14 protein-coding genes are annotated in these 15,828 nt (G+C 72.0%); 11 read left to right on the top strand and 3 right to left on the bottom strand.

What is annotated here, in order from left to right:
* Positions 1-19 precede the first annotated feature (19 nt).
* The 5 genes from ABTX78_RS13050 to ABTX78_RS13030 all read left to right on the top strand — a co-directional run bounded on the left by ABTX78_RS13050 (position 20) and on the right by ABTX78_RS13030 (position 5,766).
* A complete protein-coding gene (locus ABTX78_RS13050; RefSeq protein WP_352206869.1) occupies positions 20-1,318 on the top strand; it encodes a glycosyltransferase family 2 protein in 1,299 nt (432 codons plus the stop codon).
* A gap of 17 nt (positions 1,319-1,335) precedes the next feature.
* Positions 1,336-2,127, top strand: a complete 792-nt coding sequence (locus tag ABTX78_RS13045) for a polysaccharide deacetylase family protein (protein WP_352206868.1) — start codon at positions 1,336-1,338, stop codon at positions 2,125-2,127.
* 200 nt (positions 2,128-2,327) lie between these two features.
* Positions 2,328-4,256, top strand: a complete 1,929-nt coding sequence (locus tag ABTX78_RS13040; protein ID WP_352206867.1) for a hypothetical protein — start codon at positions 2,328-2,330, stop codon at positions 4,254-4,256.
* A complete protein-coding gene (locus ABTX78_RS13035) occupies positions 4,253-4,654 on the top strand; it encodes a hypothetical protein (RefSeq protein ID WP_352206866.1) in 402 nt (133 codons plus the stop codon). The genes ABTX78_RS13040 and ABTX78_RS13035 overlap by 4 nt, the downstream gene beginning before the upstream one ends.
* Complete coding sequence (locus tag ABTX78_RS13030) at positions 4,651-5,766, top strand: glycoside hydrolase family 26 protein (protein WP_352206865.1); 1,116 nt, start codon at positions 4,651-4,653, stop codon at positions 5,764-5,766. The genes ABTX78_RS13035 and ABTX78_RS13030 overlap by 4 nt, the downstream gene beginning before the upstream one ends.
* Here the strand turns inward: ABTX78_RS13030 and ABTX78_RS13025 are convergent.
* The 3 genes from ABTX78_RS13025 to ABTX78_RS13015 form a co-directional block, all read right to left on the bottom strand.
* Positions 5,741-7,939, bottom strand: a complete 2,199-nt coding sequence (locus ABTX78_RS13025; protein ID WP_502993861.1) for a lipopolysaccharide biosynthesis protein — start codon at positions 7,937-7,939, stop codon at positions 5,741-5,743. The genes ABTX78_RS13030 and ABTX78_RS13025 overlap by 26 nt on opposite strands.
* On the bottom strand, positions 7,932-9,113 hold the full coding sequence (locus tag ABTX78_RS13020) for a DegT/DnrJ/EryC1/StrS family aminotransferase (RefSeq protein ID WP_352207057.1): 1,182 nt from the start codon (positions 9,111-9,113) through the stop codon (positions 7,932-7,934). Before ABTX78_RS13020 ends, ABTX78_RS13025 begins: the two co-directional genes overlap by 8 nt.
* 171 nt (positions 9,114-9,284) lie before the next feature.
* Entirely contained in the window at positions 9,285-10,190 is a 906-nt protein-coding gene (locus ABTX78_RS13015; RefSeq protein ID WP_352206864.1) for an RNA polymerase sigma factor SigF, read from the bottom strand.
* Positions 10,191-10,506: 316 nt separating this feature from the next.
* Between ABTX78_RS13015 and ABTX78_RS13010 the strand changes: the two genes are divergently transcribed.
* The 6 genes from ABTX78_RS13010 (at position 10,507) to ABTX78_RS12985 (ending at position 15,715) form a co-directional block, all read left to right on the top strand.
* Positions 10,507-10,875 (top strand): STAS domain-containing protein, encoded by a 369-nt coding sequence (locus tag ABTX78_RS13010; RefSeq protein ID WP_352206863.1) that lies wholly within the window; start codon positions 10,507-10,509, stop codon positions 10,873-10,875.
* Positions 10,876-11,034: 159 nt separating this feature from the next.
* Positions 11,035-11,526, top strand: a complete 492-nt coding sequence (locus ABTX78_RS13005) for an ATP-binding protein (protein ID WP_352206862.1) — start codon at positions 11,035-11,037, stop codon at positions 11,524-11,526.
* A 175-nt stretch (positions 11,527-11,701) separates the two neighbouring features.
* On the top strand, positions 11,702-12,421 hold the full coding sequence (locus ABTX78_RS13000) for a peptidase (RefSeq protein WP_352206861.1): 720 nt from the start codon (positions 11,702-11,704) through the stop codon (positions 12,419-12,421).
* A 2-nt stretch (positions 12,422-12,423) separates the two neighbouring features.
* Positions 12,424-13,266: a COG1470 family protein gene (locus tag ABTX78_RS12995; protein ID WP_352206860.1), complete on the top strand. Its 843-nt coding sequence runs from the start codon at positions 12,424-12,426 to the stop codon at positions 13,264-13,266.
* Complete coding sequence (locus tag ABTX78_RS12990) at positions 13,263-14,351, top strand: hypothetical protein (RefSeq protein WP_502993860.1); 1,089 nt, start codon at positions 13,263-13,265, stop codon at positions 14,349-14,351. Before ABTX78_RS12995 ends, ABTX78_RS12990 begins: the two co-directional genes overlap by 4 nt.
* Positions 14,352-14,365: 14 nt before the next feature.
* On the top strand, positions 14,366-15,715 hold the full coding sequence (locus ABTX78_RS12985) for a hypothetical protein (protein WP_352207056.1): 1,350 nt from the start codon (positions 14,366-14,368) through the stop codon (positions 15,713-15,715).
* Positions 15,716-15,828: the final 113 nt, after the last annotated feature.

The following is a 15,828-nucleotide window of genomic DNA, read 5'->3' as shown; positions in this document are numbered from 1 at the left end:
TCGGAAGCAGGGAAGAACGATGGACACCCACGTACCGCAGTTGCCGCCGATCCAGGTCACCGAACTGGACCTGGACGGCCCCGGGGGCGCCGTGCTGAGTTTCGGCCCCGCCCTGGACGCGGCCGAGCCCGCAACCGAGGGGGACATGTACGCCCTGGTCCGGCTGCGCGGCCGGCCCGCCGCCACGATCGTCTGCCACGTCCCGCCGGGCGAGGACCCCGCGACAACGGTGGCGGCGGCCGCCCGCGCGCACCTGAAGGGGATCCGCCCGGCCGGGGACGAGCGCACCGCGGGCCCGGCGGACGGTCCGCCACCGCGGGTCAGTGTCGTCGTCGCGACCCGCGAGCGAGCCGACCAGCTCGCCCGCGCGCTCGACTCGCTGCTCGCGCAGGACCACCCCGACTTCGAGATCCTCGTCGTGGACAACGCACCCGTCACCGGCGCCACCCAGGACCTCGTCGAGCACAAGTACGCCGACCGCGTCCGCTACGCCCGCGAGACCGTGCCCGGTCTCGCGATCGCCCACAACCGGGGTGTCGCGGTCGCCGGGGGCGAGGTCATCGCCTTCACCGACGACGACGTCGTCGCCGACCGGCGGTGGCTCTCCGCCCTCACCGCGCCCTTCGCGGCCGACCCCGGCCTCGGCTGCACGACCGGCCTGATCCTGCCCGCGAAGCTCGGCACCCCCGCGCAGATCCTGCTGGAGAGCCACGGCGGCTTCGCCAAGGGCTTCGCGCCCCGGACCTACGACCCGGCCGACCCGCCCGCGGACGAACCGCTGTTCCCGTTCACCGCGGGCAGCTTCGGCTCCGGCGCCAACATGGCCTTCCGGGCGGCGGCACTGCGCGCGATCGGTGGCTTCGACCCGGCGACCGGCACCGGCACCCCCGCCCGGGGAGGCGACGACCTCTACGCCTTCGTGAGCGTCCTCGCCGCCGGCCACCGGCTGCGCTACACCCCCGAGGCCCTGGTCTGGCACCACCACCGGGAGACCTGGCGGGACCTGACGAACCAGGCGTACGGATACGGGGCCGGGCTCACCGCGTATCTCACCGCCCTGCTGGTGCGGCGCCCCGCGCTGCTGCCCGCACTGCTGCGGAAACTTCCCCGCGGCCTTGTCCACGCCCGCACCATCACCGCGCACCGCGACTCCGGCGGCGCCGTCGTGCCGGGGGCGCACGGCACCCAGGACCACCCCTGGCCACGCCATCTCTCGCGGCTGGAGCGCCGCGGCATGCTGGCGGGTCCCCTCGGCTACGCCAGGGCGCGCCGCCGGGTCCGTGGCGTACCGCTGCCGTGGGACCGCGAGAACCGATGAAAGGCGGTGGCGCGACGATGCCACGCATTCCCGTACTGCTCTACCACGCCGTGATGGACGAGCCGCCGGACTGGATCGCGGAGTTCACCGTCACCCCGAAGGACTTCGAGGCGCAGCTCGACGCTGTCGTGGCGAGCGGCCGCACGCCGGTCACCATCGGGACGCTGGTCCGCGCTCTCGCGGGTGGCGGGCCGCTGCCCGACCGGCCTGTCGTCCTCACCTTCGACGACGGCTTCGCCGATCTGCCGGGCCCGACCGCCGAGGCACTCGCCGCCCGGTCGCTGCCCTCCACCGCGTACCTCACCACCGGGGCCATCACCCCGGGCCGGCACTCGCTGCTGCCGCCCGCGCCGATGATGACGCTCGCGCAGGTGCCGCTGCTGGTGCGGCACGGCATGGAAGTGGGCGCCCACACGGTCACCCACCCGCAGCTGGACACGCTGTCGCGGTCGGAGCTGCGGCGCGAACTGCGCGAGCCCCGACGGGTGCTGGAGGACGTCCTCGGCCACGAGGTGACCCATCTCGCCTATCCGCACGGCTACAACAGCCGGGCGGTGCGCCGGGCGGCGCTGCGCGAGGGCTACGCCTCGGCGGTGGCCGTCCGGCACGCGCTGAGCTCCGAGACCGACGAGGCATACCGCATCTCCCGGCTGATACTGCGCCGGACCCACACCACGGCCGACGTCGAGGAGTGGATGGAGGGCCGCGGCGCACCCGTCGCCCCCTTCCCCGACTCTTTCAGGACGGTGGGCTGGCGGCTCTACCGCCGTGCCCGCGCGGCGGTCAGGGGGCCGGTCTTCGCGGGGTAGCCGCGGACGCGTCCACGGACCCGCCCCGGCGAGCGGCGGGGTTGATTCGCGGACCGGCGGCGGACCGGCGGCGGAAGCGGCGGACAAGAATCCGGGAGAGCCACGCAAACGCGAAATCTCTTTCTATACTTCGCCGAAGGGACAAGCGGCGTGACGGCCGCGACCACATTCGTGGGGGGAGTCGCACTGTGCGCCTACGCATGCCTGCACCGCTCACAGGGCGCAGCGTGCCGTCGCCCGCCGTGGAGACGGCAGAGGGGCCTTCGCCCGCCGACGCGGTCCGGACCACCACCAGGACGCCTCCGGATCTGCTCCGGCCGGATCTCCTGTTCACCTGGCTGCCGCTGCTGACCGGCATCTGTCTGTGGCTGTTCGCGCTGCCGCGCATCGGGTTCCGCACGATGGGCGACTACGGCCTGCTCGACCGGCTGCCCGTCGCCTTCCATCTGTCGCTGCTGGTGCTGACCTGCGGCTTCCTGTTCAGTCTGCGCCGCGCCGGAACCGCACCCTGGTGGCCCGCCGCCTACTGTGTCGCGCTGCTCTTCGCCCTCAAGGCCGCGCCCGCCCTGCTGTACGACTCGGTGCGCTACCCCTGGGCTTCCAAGCACGACGCGGTCGTCAACCAGCTGCTGGCGAACGGTGAACTGCGGCCGGGCGCCGCCCTGTCCGGCAACATGTCCGCGTACGACCAGTGGCCGGGCTTCTTCTCCCTCAACGCCGCCCTGGTCCGGGTCTTCGGGGTGGAGAGCGCGGCCGCCTATCTCAACTGGGCGCCGATCGTGCTCGGCCTGCTGGTCATGCCCGTACTGATCCTGATCTACCGCACCTTCACCGAGGACTGGCGGCTGGTGTGGACCGCCGTCTGGATCTTCCAGGTGGCCAACTGGGTCGGGCAGGACTATCTGGCCCCGCAGGGCTTCGCGTTCCTGCTGCATCTGACCGTGCTGGCCGTGGTGCTCCGCCACTTCGTGCGGCCCGGATCGGCGGGCAGGCTGCGCGACCGCACCTGTCTGGATCCGGTGGCGGCCCCGGTGCCGCCGCCCACCGGCGTACGCCAGCGGGCCGTCTGCATCGCGATCCTCGCCCCGCTCATCGTCGCCATCAACGCCTCGCACCAGCTCACACCGGTGATGCTGTGCGCCTCGCTGCTCGCCCTCACGCTCACCCGTCGCTACCGCAACTGGGGGCTGCTGGCCGTCGCCGGACTGCTCATGCTGGTCTGGGACCTGACGATGGGACGGCCACTGTTCCTGGAGACCCTGCGCACCCTGCGCGACTCGCTCGGCGAGCTGATGCAGAACTCCCGCGCGGGGTACGCCGGTGAGCTCACCGGTCCTGGGCCGGAGCTGGCGGGGCTCGCCAATGTGCTGATGGTGCTGGCGGTGGCCGCGCTCGCGGGCGTCGCGGTGCTGACGCGGCGCAGGCTGACCCGCAGCGCCCTGCCGCTGCTGCTGGTGTCGGCCGCTCCCGTGCCGCTGTTCGCCGTCAACGACTACGGCGGCGAAATGCTGTTCCGCGTCTACCTCTTCGGGCTCCCGGGCGCGGCCTTCTTCGCGGCCGCCGCGCTCGTCCCGCCCGTCGCCGGCCTGCGCGGACCGGCCACGCGGGTCCATCCGATCCGCCGCCGGGTCACGGCGGTGGCGCTCCCGGTGGTGCTGGTGGCGCTGGTCGTGGGATTCCTGCCGTCGTACTACGGCAAGGAGAAGATGTACTACACGCCGCCCGCCGAGACGGCGATGGTCACCCGTGCCATCGACCGGGCTCCCGAGGGCGCGCTGCTGCTCGCCACCACCGGCTCGTTCCCGCAGGCGCTGCACCGCTACGACCAGGTCGAGCACTGGTTCTTCGCCGAGCAGGAACTGCCGGAGAACGAGAAGATGCTCAAGGATCCGGCTGGCTATCTGGCCGCGGGCATCCCCCGCGGCACCGAGGCCTTCGTCCTGCTCACCCGGACGCAGGACATCTACAGCGCCGGCGAGGGACTGCTCCCGGCCGGCGGCTTCGCCACACTGCGCTCGCGCCTGGAGGCATCACCGTTGTTCAGGGTCGTGGAGGAGCATCCGTACGGCGTCGTCCTGGAGTACCGGCCGCAGGGCCCCGGGACAGGGAGCGGGGGGACCGTCCGATGAAGGTGGGAGAGCACCGGCTCAGGTTGGCGGTGGCCCTCTCCGGTTGGGTGGCCCTCGCGGCGACGGCGCTGCCCGGCGGCTCCCCGCTGCGCTGGATCCCGGCGCTGCTCTTCGTCTGCTTCGGGCCGGGGTTCGCCGTGCTCCATCCGCAGCCCGCCCGGCTGCGGTCGGGCGCCCGGCTGGAGGCGTTCGCGCTGGCGGCCCCGATCAGTCTGTCGCTGGGCGTGCTGACCGCCACCTCGCTGTTCCTGGTGGAAGCGTTCTCGGGAACGGCGTTCATGGTGTCGCTCGCCGCGTTCGCGACCGTGGTCGCCGCCCTGCCCGGACTGCCGCTGCCCGCCGCCACTCAGGGAGCCGCCGAGCGAGTGAAACGCAAGCCCGCGACGGGTGACCGGTGAAGGGGCGCGCCCTCGGCCGCGGGCAGGTCTGCACGGCCGCCGTCCTGATGGTCGTGGCGCTGCTCGTCACCGGGATCGCCGTCTGGGGCGGGGGCGATGGCACGACGTCCGGGAAGGGCGGGGACCTGCCCGCCGACGCGGCCTCCGGCGGGTCCCCGACGGGGAGTTGCGCGTCCGACGAGCGGCTGGTGCCGGGGTGCGGTGCCTGGTGGGGCGCCTACATCCCGTACGACGAGGACGGTTCTCTCGCCGAACCGGTCCTCGCGTTCGAGAAGAAGATCGGCCGCAAGCTGGACCTCGTCTACACGTACCACGACATGTCGGGCAACAAGGCCGACGGTGAACTCCTCACCGAGGACGAGCAGCAGCTCGGCAGGGAGCGCATGCTCATGCTGGCCTGGGAGTCCACGGTGTGGACGGAGCGGCACCACGCCGACTACAGGGAGACCCAGCTCGGCTGGAGGAACATCGCCTCAGGCAAGCACGACAAGGAGATCATCGACCCGCAGATCCGCCGTCTCAAGGCGTACGGGAAGAAGGTCCTGTTCTCCTTCGACCAGGAGGTCGACGCGCGGATCAAGGAGGGCGCGGGCACGCCCGCCGAGTACGTCGCCGCCTACCGCCATCTGTACCAGCGGTTCCAGGAGCTGGGCGCCGAGAACGTCGTCTGGGTGTGGACGGTCTCCGGTTACCTGGGCAGCGCCGACGTGATGAAGCAGCTCTATCCGGGCGACGACTACGTCGACTGGATCGGCATGGACCAGTACAACTACTTCGGCTGCCACGACACCACCGACTGGAAGACCTTCGAGGACAGCCAACGGCCCACCTACGACTGGCTGCTGGAGAACATCTCCGCCAAGAAGCCCCTGATGATGGCGGAGTTCGCCACCGCGCCCGATCCGGCCGACGCCGACCGGCAGCGCGGCTGGTACACCGAGATCCCCGAGGTCATCCGGACGATGCCGCGGGTCAAGGCGATGGTCCACTGGAACCGGCCGACGTCCGAGGAGCGCAAGTGCGACCTCACGGTCAACGAGGGACCGGCGCTCGATGGTTACCGCGAGGCCGGCCTCGACAGTTGGTTCAGACAGCCGGTCCCGACCCGCTGACCGCCCGGCGCCGCAGTGCCGCCCACAGGGCCGTGGCCGCGTAGAGGCCCGCGAAGGCCGCGAACACCGGCTGCGCGGCCCCGGCCACGGCGTCCTGCGCCGCCCACCCGGCCACCGCCAGCAGCCACACCACGACCGCGATGACCCGCCCGTCCGCGCCCGCCGTGCGCAGGGCCGCCGCGGCGAGCCCGATGCAGAGCAGCTGGACGACGACGGGCAGCGCGGTCAGCACACCGGCGGGAGAGTCCAGGCCGGCCGCGTCGGCGAGGAAGTCCGCGTACGCCCGGAACCACGAGCCGGCCGCCGGCTCCGGCCGGATGCCCAGCAGCAGGGGCGCGGTGTGCAGCGCGGCCACCGTCACCACGAGGACCGTGCCCGTCAGCACCGGCCGGGGACGCTGGAGCGCGACGGCGGCGACATACACCACGACCAGCAGAACGCCCGCGGTGAGCGTGACCGGGGGCAGCGCGTCGAGCAGTTCGCCGTCGTGCAGGTGGCGCCGGCCGAGGTCCTCGGCGCGGGCCAGCGGCACCCAGAAGAGCCCGGCGGCCATCCCGAGCCACAGCCACAGCCACTGCGTCAGCCGGTCCTCCTCCCCGCCGCCGGCGGTCGGCCGTTCGTCCGCGGGCTCGGGGACGTACACCGGGAAGCCGAACGCGGGCGTCGCCGTGTCGTGTCCGCTCGACACATAGGCCGCGCGGACGCCGTACTCCCGCTCCTCCAGAGCGGTGCGCTCACGGCGCTCGGCGGCCCTGCGGGCCCACTCCGTCCCGTACTCCTGCTGCTCGCTGCCACGCCGGGTGCGCAGCAGCCGGGCGAACCGGGAGGGCTTCGGGTCGCCGCCCGAGAGCGCTGCCCGCAGCCCCGGCGCCGACACGACGGCCATCAGCGTCATCGACAGCAGCATCGCCCAACCCGCGCCGGCGATGCCGACGGGCGTCAGCAGCACGGCCGCGCTGCCCAGCACGAGGGCGCACATCGTGCCCTGGAGGGCCGCGAGCACGCCCGTACGTCCCTGGACCCGCAGGACGCCGATGTAGAGCTCGACCGCCACGCGCGGGAGCGCGGCCGCCGCGAGGAGGCGCAGGACCGTCGTGCCGTGGGTGGCGTACTCCTCACCGAACGGGGCGAGGATCTGCGGCGCGAAGACCACCAGGAAGAGCACGACCGGCACGAGCAGTACGGTCATCCGCCGCAGCGCCCCGCGGACACCCGCCGCGAGGGTCTCGGGGCTGTGCGAGGCGTGCGCGGTCAGCGAGGAGGCCATGTTGATGGCCATGAACTCCATCGTGCCGCCGACGGTGTACGCGATGTAGAAGAAGCCGTTGTGCGTGGCGTCGAAACGGACGGCGACCATCACCGGCAGCAGGTTGATCATCGCCAGCGAGAACAGCGACCCCACCGAGTCGCCGGCCAGGAACCGTCCCATCTCCCGCGCCTTCGGCGGCTCGCGGTCGCGGTCGGCCGCGGCTTGGCGGGGGATGAGCCGGCGGAAGATCAGCCAGGCCAGCGGCAGCACCGACAGGGCGATGGCCGCGCCCCAGGAGACGAAGATGCCCAGCACGGGCAGTGTCGTGGCGAACACGGCGAGCAGCAGCAGCTTGCCGATGGAGAAGACGGCGTTGCCCACGGGCACCCAGAAGGCCTTGCGCAGCCCGGTGAGCACCCCGTCCTGAAGCGTCAGCAGCGCCCAGGCGACACAGGCGGCCACGAAGAAGATCCCGGGCCCGAGGCCGCCGAGCGGCGCGTACGAGGGCCCCCACAGGTCGAGGGTGAGCAGGAAGACGACCGAGGCCACGCACACCACGAGCGAGCTGACCGCGTACGCCCGCCACACCAGCGGTCCGGTGGCGCGCCCGGCCCGGGGCACGTAGCGCACCACCGCGCCGATCATCGTGGTCGCCGTGATGGACGCCAGCAGGCGCATCGCGGCGATGGCAGCGGAGCCCTGGCCGACGGCCTCCTCGGTGTAGTAGCGGGCCGAGACGAGCCAGAAACCGAGGCCCAGCGCCGCGGAGACGCCGGTGGAGAGCATGAGCGCGTAGGCGTTGCGGAACATCGAGTCGCCGCTGTGGGCGTCCTCCGAAGCCACTTCCGCCGCGTCCGCCTCCGGTGTGCCGGGAACGACGGAGTCCTGGGGCTGCGGCTTCCGCAGTCGGGTCGTGTCAGACACCGGTCCCGCCCCGCATGGCGGGCTGTGCCGCCACGATGCGGGCCGGCGGCCGCACGGGAGGGCTGCCCAGTTCCGTGAGGACCTCCAGCGCCGTGTCGGCCCGCAGGGGATCGACGGGCAGCGCGTGGCGCGCGAACCAGGCCGCCCCCTGCGGCGAGGGCGAGGCGTCGGTGAAGCGCGGCCCCGCGTAGGTGTCGAGCGGCGGGTCGTAGAGGTAGCCGACGGTGATCCGGCGCCGGGCGAGCGCGGCGACGGCGGCGTCACGGTCCTCGACGAGCAGCGGCACCCGGAACAGCGGCTGGACGGGCCCGGGGCGCGGCAGCGCCCAGCGGGAGGCGGCCAGGGTGCGGACTCCGGCCCGGTACGTGTCGAGCAGTCCGTCGAGGCGGCTCAGCAGCTGCTGGGTGCGGCGCAGCCGCAGCCGTCCGGGTGCGAGCCGGTAGTCGTGCATGTCCACGCGTATCCAGGAGGTGAAGTCCGCGAGCGCGGGCGCGGTGGTCAGTGCCTGCTCCAGTTCACCGGGCCGCAGTGCCATCCGTATGCCCTCACGCTCCTCCAGCCCGGTCAGCCGCAGGGTGGCGCGGGCCGCCCCGACGAGCCGGAGCCCCCGTACGGCGGCCTCGGCGTAGGGTCTCAGCCCGTACGCCAGCTCCGCCACCGGTCCCGCGGGTTCCGTCAGCTCGTCGCGGGCCCGCTCCAGTGCGGACCGCAGGGCCGGATCGGCGATCGCGAGGAATCCGCCGGTCCTGGCGCCGGTGTGCTTGGAGAGGCTGAAGACGGAGGCATCGCCGAAGGTCCCGACCGGCTGCCCGCCGACCACGCTGCCGATGGCGTGCGCCGCGTCCTCCAGCAGGGGGATGCCCAGCCGGTCGCAGTGCTCGCGCAGTCCGGGAGCCTGGTCGGCGTTGCCGTACAGATTGGTGGTGAGCACCGCGGACAGTCCCTGCCACACGGTGTCGGGCACGGCCGCGACGTCGATCGAGCCGTCCTCGGCCCGCAGGGGTGCCTGCACCGGCCGCAGACCGGCCGCGAGCACCACGAAGAAGATCACGTCGTCGTTGACGGGTGACATCAGCACCCGGCCGCCGGGCCGGCACCAGTGGCGCAGCGCCAGATAGAGCCCGAGACGGCATGACGGTACGTACAGACATTCCCTGTCCAGACGCCGGCGCATCAGTTCTTCCAGTGGTGCGTACGCCGCAGGACAGCTCTCCCCAAGAGCCATGTTGTCCCCCCATTTACCCCGCGCTCAATGTGGACCAATCAGGATGGCCCCGTCAATAACGGGGAAGGGCCCATTCCTTGAGGAATGGGCCCTTCGCGGGTCGTTTCGGCGGGTTCGCCCTCACTCGTCGAGAGTCAGGCCCTTCCGGAGCTTGACCAGGGTGCGAGAGAGCAGCCGGGACACGTGCATCTGCGAGATTCCGAGCTCCTCGCCGATCTCCGACTGCGTCATGTTGGCGACGAAACGGAGGGAGAGGATTTTACGGTCCCGTGAAGGAAGGCTTGCGATCATCGGCTTCAGCGACTCGACGTACTCGATGCCTTCGAGTCCGTGGTCCTCGTAGCCGATGCGATCCGCGAGCGCCCCCTCGGAGTCGTCCTCCTCGGGCTGGGCGTCCAGCGAGCTCGCGGTGTACGCGTTGCTCGCGGCCATGCCCTCGACGACCTCGTCCCGCCCGATGCCGAGCGCGGTGGCGAGTTCGTCGATGGTGGGCGCGCGGTCCAGGCGCTGGGAGAGTTCGTCGCCCGCCTTCGCGAGGTCGAGACGCAACTCCTGGAGCCGGCGCGGCACCCGCACCGACCAGCTGGTGTCACGGAAGAAGCGCTTGATCTCGCCGACGATGGTCGGCATGGCGAAGGTGGGGAACTCCACACCTCTGCTGAGTTCGAAGCGGTCGATCGCCTTGATCAGGCCGATGGTGCCGACCTGGATGATGTCCTCCATCGGCTCGCTGCGGGAGCGGAACCGGGAGGCGGCGAACTTGACGAGCGCCAGGTTCAGTTCGACGAGCGTGTTGCGTACGTACGCGTGCTCGTGGGTGCCTTCTTCGAGGCCTTCGAGGCGTCCGAAGAGCGTCTTGGACAGCGCTCGTGCGTCCAGCGGGCCCACTTGGTCGAAGGGCGGGATCTCGGGGAGATCCTCCAGGCCTTCGAGGGGCCGGTACGAGTCGCCGGTGGTTTCGGGAAGTGTCGACGGCGCGGTGGGGGTACGCGAAGCGTCGAGCCGGGGTGACATGGTCTCCTCCATCGTTCTCGGCGTATGGCCGCCGAAGCCCATACATGCGCTGCGGTGTGCGGCGCCTCCAAAGCCGGTCGTGGGTCGTTGTGTCTGTACTAGGCCTACCCGCTTCCCAGGGGCAGTTGCAAGTGTCAATTATTCTGTATGTCGGATTTGTCGGGGAGTTCCGGTGGCTCCGTGACGTAAGGAAGGCGTAGTCTTCCGCCCAGGTCGCGCCGTCGCCCGACGGTGCGATGATGCTGGGCGCGGTACGGCGTGCGGAGCGGCAATGCGCGGCGTGCGCCCAGTGATGACACGGTGAACGACACGGCGAAGAGGGACGGGCATGGACCGCGGGACGGTCGGCAGCGCGAATCGGGGCCGGCTTCAGGTCGAGGTTCGGACCGAGGGCCGAAGTGAGGTAGTGAAACCGGCGGGTGAGTTGGATCACCACACCGCCGATTTGCTGCGCGCTCCCCTGGAGGAGGCGCTTGCCCAGGGACGCTCACGACTGGTCATCGACTGTTCGGAGCTGGAGTTCTGCGACTCCACGGGCCTCAATGTCCTGCTGGCCGCGAGGCTGCAGGCGGACGCGGCCGGGGGAGGGGTCCACTTGGCGGGACTGCTGCCGGTGGTGGCGAGAGTGCTGGAAATCACGGGCGCCGAGGCGGTCTTCACCGTCCACGAGTCGCTCGACGCGGCTCTCGCCGACTGAGACGCAGACCTCTTCTCGTCCGTGTCGGACAATCCGCTGTCGGCGTAGTACGTGTTGTCACGAGTCGGCAGGGCAGGAGAACCCCGCAGACCGTCGGCCACCCGGCACTCTGCGTATGGAAGCACTAGCGAAATGGTGAATCGGTGAGGTGAAGCGCTGATGAGCACCACCCGGCAGCAGCCGCCGGGCGACCTCGGCCCCGAGCCCGAAGGCGCCACCGGCGCTGCCTCCGCGGTTCCCGGCGCCCCGGTGCGCACTCTTGCCCTGGGCTCGGCCAGCGGGATCGTTCCCCTCGCCCGCGATTTCACGCGTCAGGCGCTGTACGACTGGGGCTGGCTCCCCGCGGCCACGGCCGACCGGCGGGCCGCCGCCGAGGACGTCCTCCTCGTCGTCTCCGAACTGGTCACCAACGCCTGCCTGCACGCCGACGGACCGGAGCAACTGACGGTCGCCAGCGACGGCAAGGTGCTGCGCCTCGAAGTCACCGACCGCGGCGGCGGCCAGCCCGCGCCCCGCACCCCTCACCGCGCGGGACGGCCCGGCGGCCACGGCATGTTCATCGTCCAGCGGCTCTGTCTGGACTGGGGGGTCGCCCGGACACCGGAATCGGCCGGCAAGACCGTGTGGGCGGAGCTCGCGGCGCCGTCCTAGGGGCGGCGCCCTCCCGGTTCTCCCGGGTGCACCGGCACGTTTTCGCGTCTCATGTGGAGCACGTCAATACGGCGTGCTCTTTGTCTTCCCTCCCCAAGGTCCCAGGCGTACCTTGAGCGCCCGATCTGATGTGTCGTCAGTAACGGGTGGCGACGTACGGCCGAGGGGACTTGAGGTGAGGTACCAGAAACGGACGGCACTCGCGTTGGCGGCTGCGGTGGCGGGACCGGTGGTGCTCATGGCCGCCCCCGCCGCACAGGCCACCGTCGTGGACGTCGACTACCGGTGTCAGACGCCGATCGGCCCGAAGGGCGCGGTCTCGCCGATCGACATCAAGGCGGTGAAGAGCGGCGGCGGCTACCGGCTGACCATGTCCTTCCAGAAGGGCGTCTCCTCCAGCCCCGTGGAACTGGGCAAGGGCGCGATGAACCCGAGCGCGCTCATCGAAGTGGGCGGTGCGGGCGAGGGGACGGTCCCGGTGTCCGGAGCGTCCAACGCGGCGGCGGTCCCCGCCAACACCCCCATCAAGATCAGTGACTTGTCGGGCACGTACACCCCGAAGAAGAGCGGGAAGGTCACCTTCACCGCCGGGGTGCTGACGATCAAGGCGCTCGGTACGACGACGACCTGTACGCCCAAGAACAATCCGCGGCCCTCCCTCGAACTGGACGTCACGGCCGCCGGCGGCGGCTCCGGGTCGAACGGCGGCTCGGGATCGGACGGCAGCTCCGGGTCGAACTCGCAGGCCACGCCGTCCGGCGGCGACGAACTGCCCCGGACCGGCCCGCTGGACTCCGCGACGGCGCTCGGCACGCTCGGCGGGACGGTGCTGCTGTCCGGGGCCGCCGGTGTGCTGTGGCTGACCCGGCGCGGTGGCCGGCGGACCGCGGGCTGACCGTGACGGCACGGCTCCTCGCCGCGCTGCTGGCAGGGCTGTTGACGCCCGTCACAGCGGTGGCGGTGGCGGTGGACGGCCCGGCCTGGACGGCGACGCCCGGGCCGGGCGGGGACCGGCCGTACATCTACGCGGAAGGCGCGCCAGGCGCCGTGCTGGAGGACACGCTGGCGGTGACCAATCCGGGCACGGAACCGCTCACCGTACGGCTCCGGGCGGACGGAGAGGGCAGCCGGATCGCACTCGCCGCACCCTCCGTCACGGTTCCGCCGCGCACCCGCGCGGAGGTCCCCCTCACCGTCACGGTCCCGCCGGACGCGGTGCCGGGCGACCACCGAGCCGCCGTCACCGCGTCGTCGGGCGGCCATGAGTCGCGCGTACCGATCCATCTCCGCGTCAGCGGGCCGCTGTTGGCGGCACTCACGGTCGAGGACGTCTCCCTCTCCGGCGGCACCATCCGCTACACGCTGGTGAACCGGGGCAACACCGTCCTGTCCCCGCGCGTCACGATCACGGCGGACGGCCTCTTCGGCGAGGTGCTGCGCCGCGCACCGGGCGGCCTGCCCGCCGAACTCCTGCCCGCCGGGCGCATCTCGCTCACCGAGAACTGGCGGGACCGCCCGGCGCTGGACGCGGTGGACGTCCGCGTGCGGGCGACGGCCGCGGGAGCACCCGCGGCACAGGGGACGGCGTCGGTGCGGTTCGTGCCCTGGGCGTGGTGCGCGTCCGCCCTCGCCCTCGTCGCGGCTGCGGTCGCGCTGTGGCTGCGCCGCCGTCGCGGCCGTCTCCCCCCGGCGTACGAACAGGCCACCTCAGACCGGCCGTTGGCGAGGTCAGGAGCATGATCATGGACGAAGCCCGCCGTCCGCGCGGAACAACCAGCAGGCCCCTGGCACTGCTGCTCGCCCTGGTCCCCCTGCTCCTGCTCCTGCCGGCCCCCACCGCCTCCGCCGCCGAGCCCGGTCCCGGCGTGGCGGTCTCCCGGCAGCAGGCCGGCAAGGGCGGCGACATCACCGTGAGCGGCACGGGCTGGCGGCCCGGAGCCCTGCTCATGCTGCTGATCTGCGGACAGGCCACCCCCGCCAGAGGCGTGGTCGGCGGCACGAACGCCTGCGCCAACGCCGACGGCCGCGCCGTCACCACCGACTCCAAGGGCGTGTTCAGCAAGAAGATACCGGTCGCCGAACCGCCCAAACCCTGCCCGTGCGTGGTGCACGTCGCCACGGTCACCGGTGAACAGGCCGCCGTGGACGCCGTGTTCACCGTCGCCGGACACCCCACGGCGCCCCTGCCCAGCGCGACTACCGGCGGCAGGCTCGCCGTGCTCGCCGCGAGCCGGCTCGAAGGCGACTCCGGCGTTCTCGTCTTCTTCGGCGCCCCGCCCTCCCGCCGGCTCGAGTTCACCGTCGGCAACCTCGGCACGGCGCCGGTGAAGGACCCGGTGTTCCAGGTCGGCACCTCGCACGGTGTGTTCGCGCCGCAGTGGGAGGAACAGCAGTGGCGCGGCACCATCGAGCCCGGCCGCAAGGTGCAGGTCGAACTGCCGGTCCAATTGGCCGCCGGAGCCCACGGCGACTACGAGATCGCCGTGAAGTACGGCACGAAGGTCATCGTCGCGCAGCCGTGGGGAGTCGGTCGTCCCTGGGGCGTGACGCTGTTCTGGGTCCTGCTGGCCGTCGTCGTCCCCGCAGCCGTGTTCCGTATCGGCATGGCGGTCGTCGACCGGCTCCGCCCGCGCAACGGGGGCCGGCACCGCACCGCCGACCTCACCGTCCGGCTGCCCGTCCTGCGCCTTCCCGGCACCAGGTCCCGCGGCGGGACACCCCCGGCCCCCACGGCGGCCGGCACCACGACCACCACGGCACTGCCGTGGTTCACACCTGACTCCGCACCGTCAGAGAACCGACCGACGACGAAGGGACATTCGTGAGCACGCAACGGAGGATGAGCGCGGCGGGAGTCGCGCTGATGCTCGGCGGCGCGGGGATCCTGCTGGCCGCGAGCCCCGCCCAGGCAGCCGAGGTCTCGTACGCGACCGAGTGCATACCACCGCCGATCTCCGGCCTCCCGCCGGTGCAGGGCACCACCAAGGTGCAGATCACTGCGCCCGCCGAGGCCAAGGTCGGGGACGAGGTCGAGGTGGTGTGGAAGACGGTCGAGGCCGCGTCCAAGAACCCGGACGTCCTGGACCTGGAGAAGGACACGGTCAAGCCGACCGGCACGATCACGATCGGCGGCGCGGCCTCGGGCGAGCTGAAGATGGAGGGACCGCGTCAGAACCCGCCCATCCCCAAGAACAGCCCGATGGTGCTGCCGGACATGAAGGCCAAGCTGAAGCTGGAGAAGGCGGGCGACATCACGCTGACGCCGGGGGCGTACAACATCAACGTCTCCAAGCCGCTGTCGACGGACACGAAGTGCTCGCCCAAGGCGGCCGTCCAGCCCGGTGCCACGATCAAGGTGGCGGAGGGCGGCGGCTCGACGACCGGCGGGACGACCACCTCGGGCGGCACGACGACCGGTGGGACGACGAGCGGCGGCACGACGTCCGGCGGGACGACGAGCGGCGGCACGACGTCCGGCGGCACGACCGCCGGAGGTACGACCTCCGGCGGCACCACGGGCGGCGGCGGTGGCCAGACCGACTTCGAGGGCAAGGAGATCAGCGTCGCCTACGCCTGCAAGACGCCCATCGGCGACAAGAACGCCGTCTCCCCGGTGCAGATCAACGCCAAGAAGAACGGCGGCGGTTACGACCTGACGGTCAAGTTCTCCAAGTCCGTCATGGACAGCCCCGCCGACATCCCGGCGAACTCGGTCAAGCCGTCCATGGAGGTCAAGCTCGGCGGCGCCGACAAGGGCACCGTGCATGTCGAGGGCCCGTTGAACAAGGATCCCATCAAGTCCGGGGAGCCCATGACGATCCCCGACATGACGGGCACGTACAAGCCGGGCGCCACGGGCAAGGCGACACTCGCCCCCGGTGTCTTCACGGTGAAGGCGCTCGGTACGACGACGACGTGCACCCCGCCCGGCAATGTCGCGTTCTCCTTGGAACTCGACACCGCGGCCCAGCCGGGCGGCGCATCCGGCGGCACGTCCTCGGGCGGCGCCGCGTCCGGCGGAGCGGGCAGCGCGGGAGGCGCGGGCACGAGCGGCGGCCTGGCCGAGACGGGCGCCGAGGACAACGGCGCCCTGCGCGCCCTGGCACTGGTCGCGGGCACGGTGATCCTGCTGGGCGGCGCGGTGTTCACGTTCACACCGTGGCGGAGGCTGCGGGGTCTCTCCCGCTGAGGGACGGCTGTACGGCTGTGCGAGAAGGGCCGCCGCCGCGCCCTCAGAAGGTTCGGCAGCGAGGAGGAGACGCTGGGGCAGGTAGGGGGACTCGACCCGGATCTCCCAGCCCC

It is taken from the genome of Streptomyces sp. NPDC096193 (assembly GCF_040302905.1).
GTDB lineage: Bacteria > Actinomycetota > Actinomycetes > Streptomycetales > Streptomycetaceae > Streptomyces.
The sequence above is the reverse complement of the archived record's forward strand: the minus strand, read 5'-3'. Positions and strand labels throughout refer to the sequence as shown.

What these genes read in the sequence shown, in the direction of transcription:
- ABTX78_RS13005 (WP_352206862.1), top strand. Translation starts at nt 11,035, where the DNA reads ATGAGCACCACCCGGCAGCAGCCGCCGGGCGACCTCGGCCCCGAGCCC.
- ABTX78_RS12985 (WP_352207056.1), top strand. Translation starts at nt 14,366, where the DNA reads ATGAGCGCGGCGGGAGTCGCGCTGATGCTCGGCGGCGCGGGGATCCTG.
- ABTX78_RS13035 (WP_352206866.1), top strand. Translation starts at nt 4,253, where the DNA reads ATGAAGGTGGGAGAGCACCGGCTCAGGTTGGCGGTGGCCCTCTCCGGT.
- ABTX78_RS13020 (WP_352207057.1), bottom strand. Translation starts at nt 9,113, where the DNA reads ATGCGCCGGCGTCTGGACAGGGAATGTCTGTACGTACCGTCATGCCGT.
- ABTX78_RS12990 (WP_502993860.1), top strand. Translation starts at nt 13,263, where the DNA reads ATGATCATGGACGAAGCCCGCCGTCCGCGCGGAACAACCAGCAGGCCC.
- ABTX78_RS13045 (WP_352206868.1), top strand. Translation starts at nt 1,336, where the DNA reads ATGCCACGCATTCCCGTACTGCTCTACCACGCCGTGATGGACGAGCCG.
- ABTX78_RS13050 (WP_352206869.1), top strand. Translation starts at nt 20, where the DNA reads ATGGACACCCACGTACCGCAGTTGCCGCCGATCCAGGTCACCGAACTG.
- ABTX78_RS13040 (WP_352206867.1), top strand. Translation starts at nt 2,328, where the DNA reads ATGCCTGCACCGCTCACAGGGCGCAGCGTGCCGTCGCCCGCCGTGGAG.
- ABTX78_RS13010 (WP_352206863.1), top strand. Translation starts at nt 10,507, where the DNA reads ATGGACCGCGGGACGGTCGGCAGCGCGAATCGGGGCCGGCTTCAGGTC.
- ABTX78_RS13015 (WP_352206864.1), bottom strand. Translation starts at nt 10,190, where the DNA reads ATGGAGGAGACCATGTCACCCCGGCTCGACGCTTCGCGTACCCCCACC.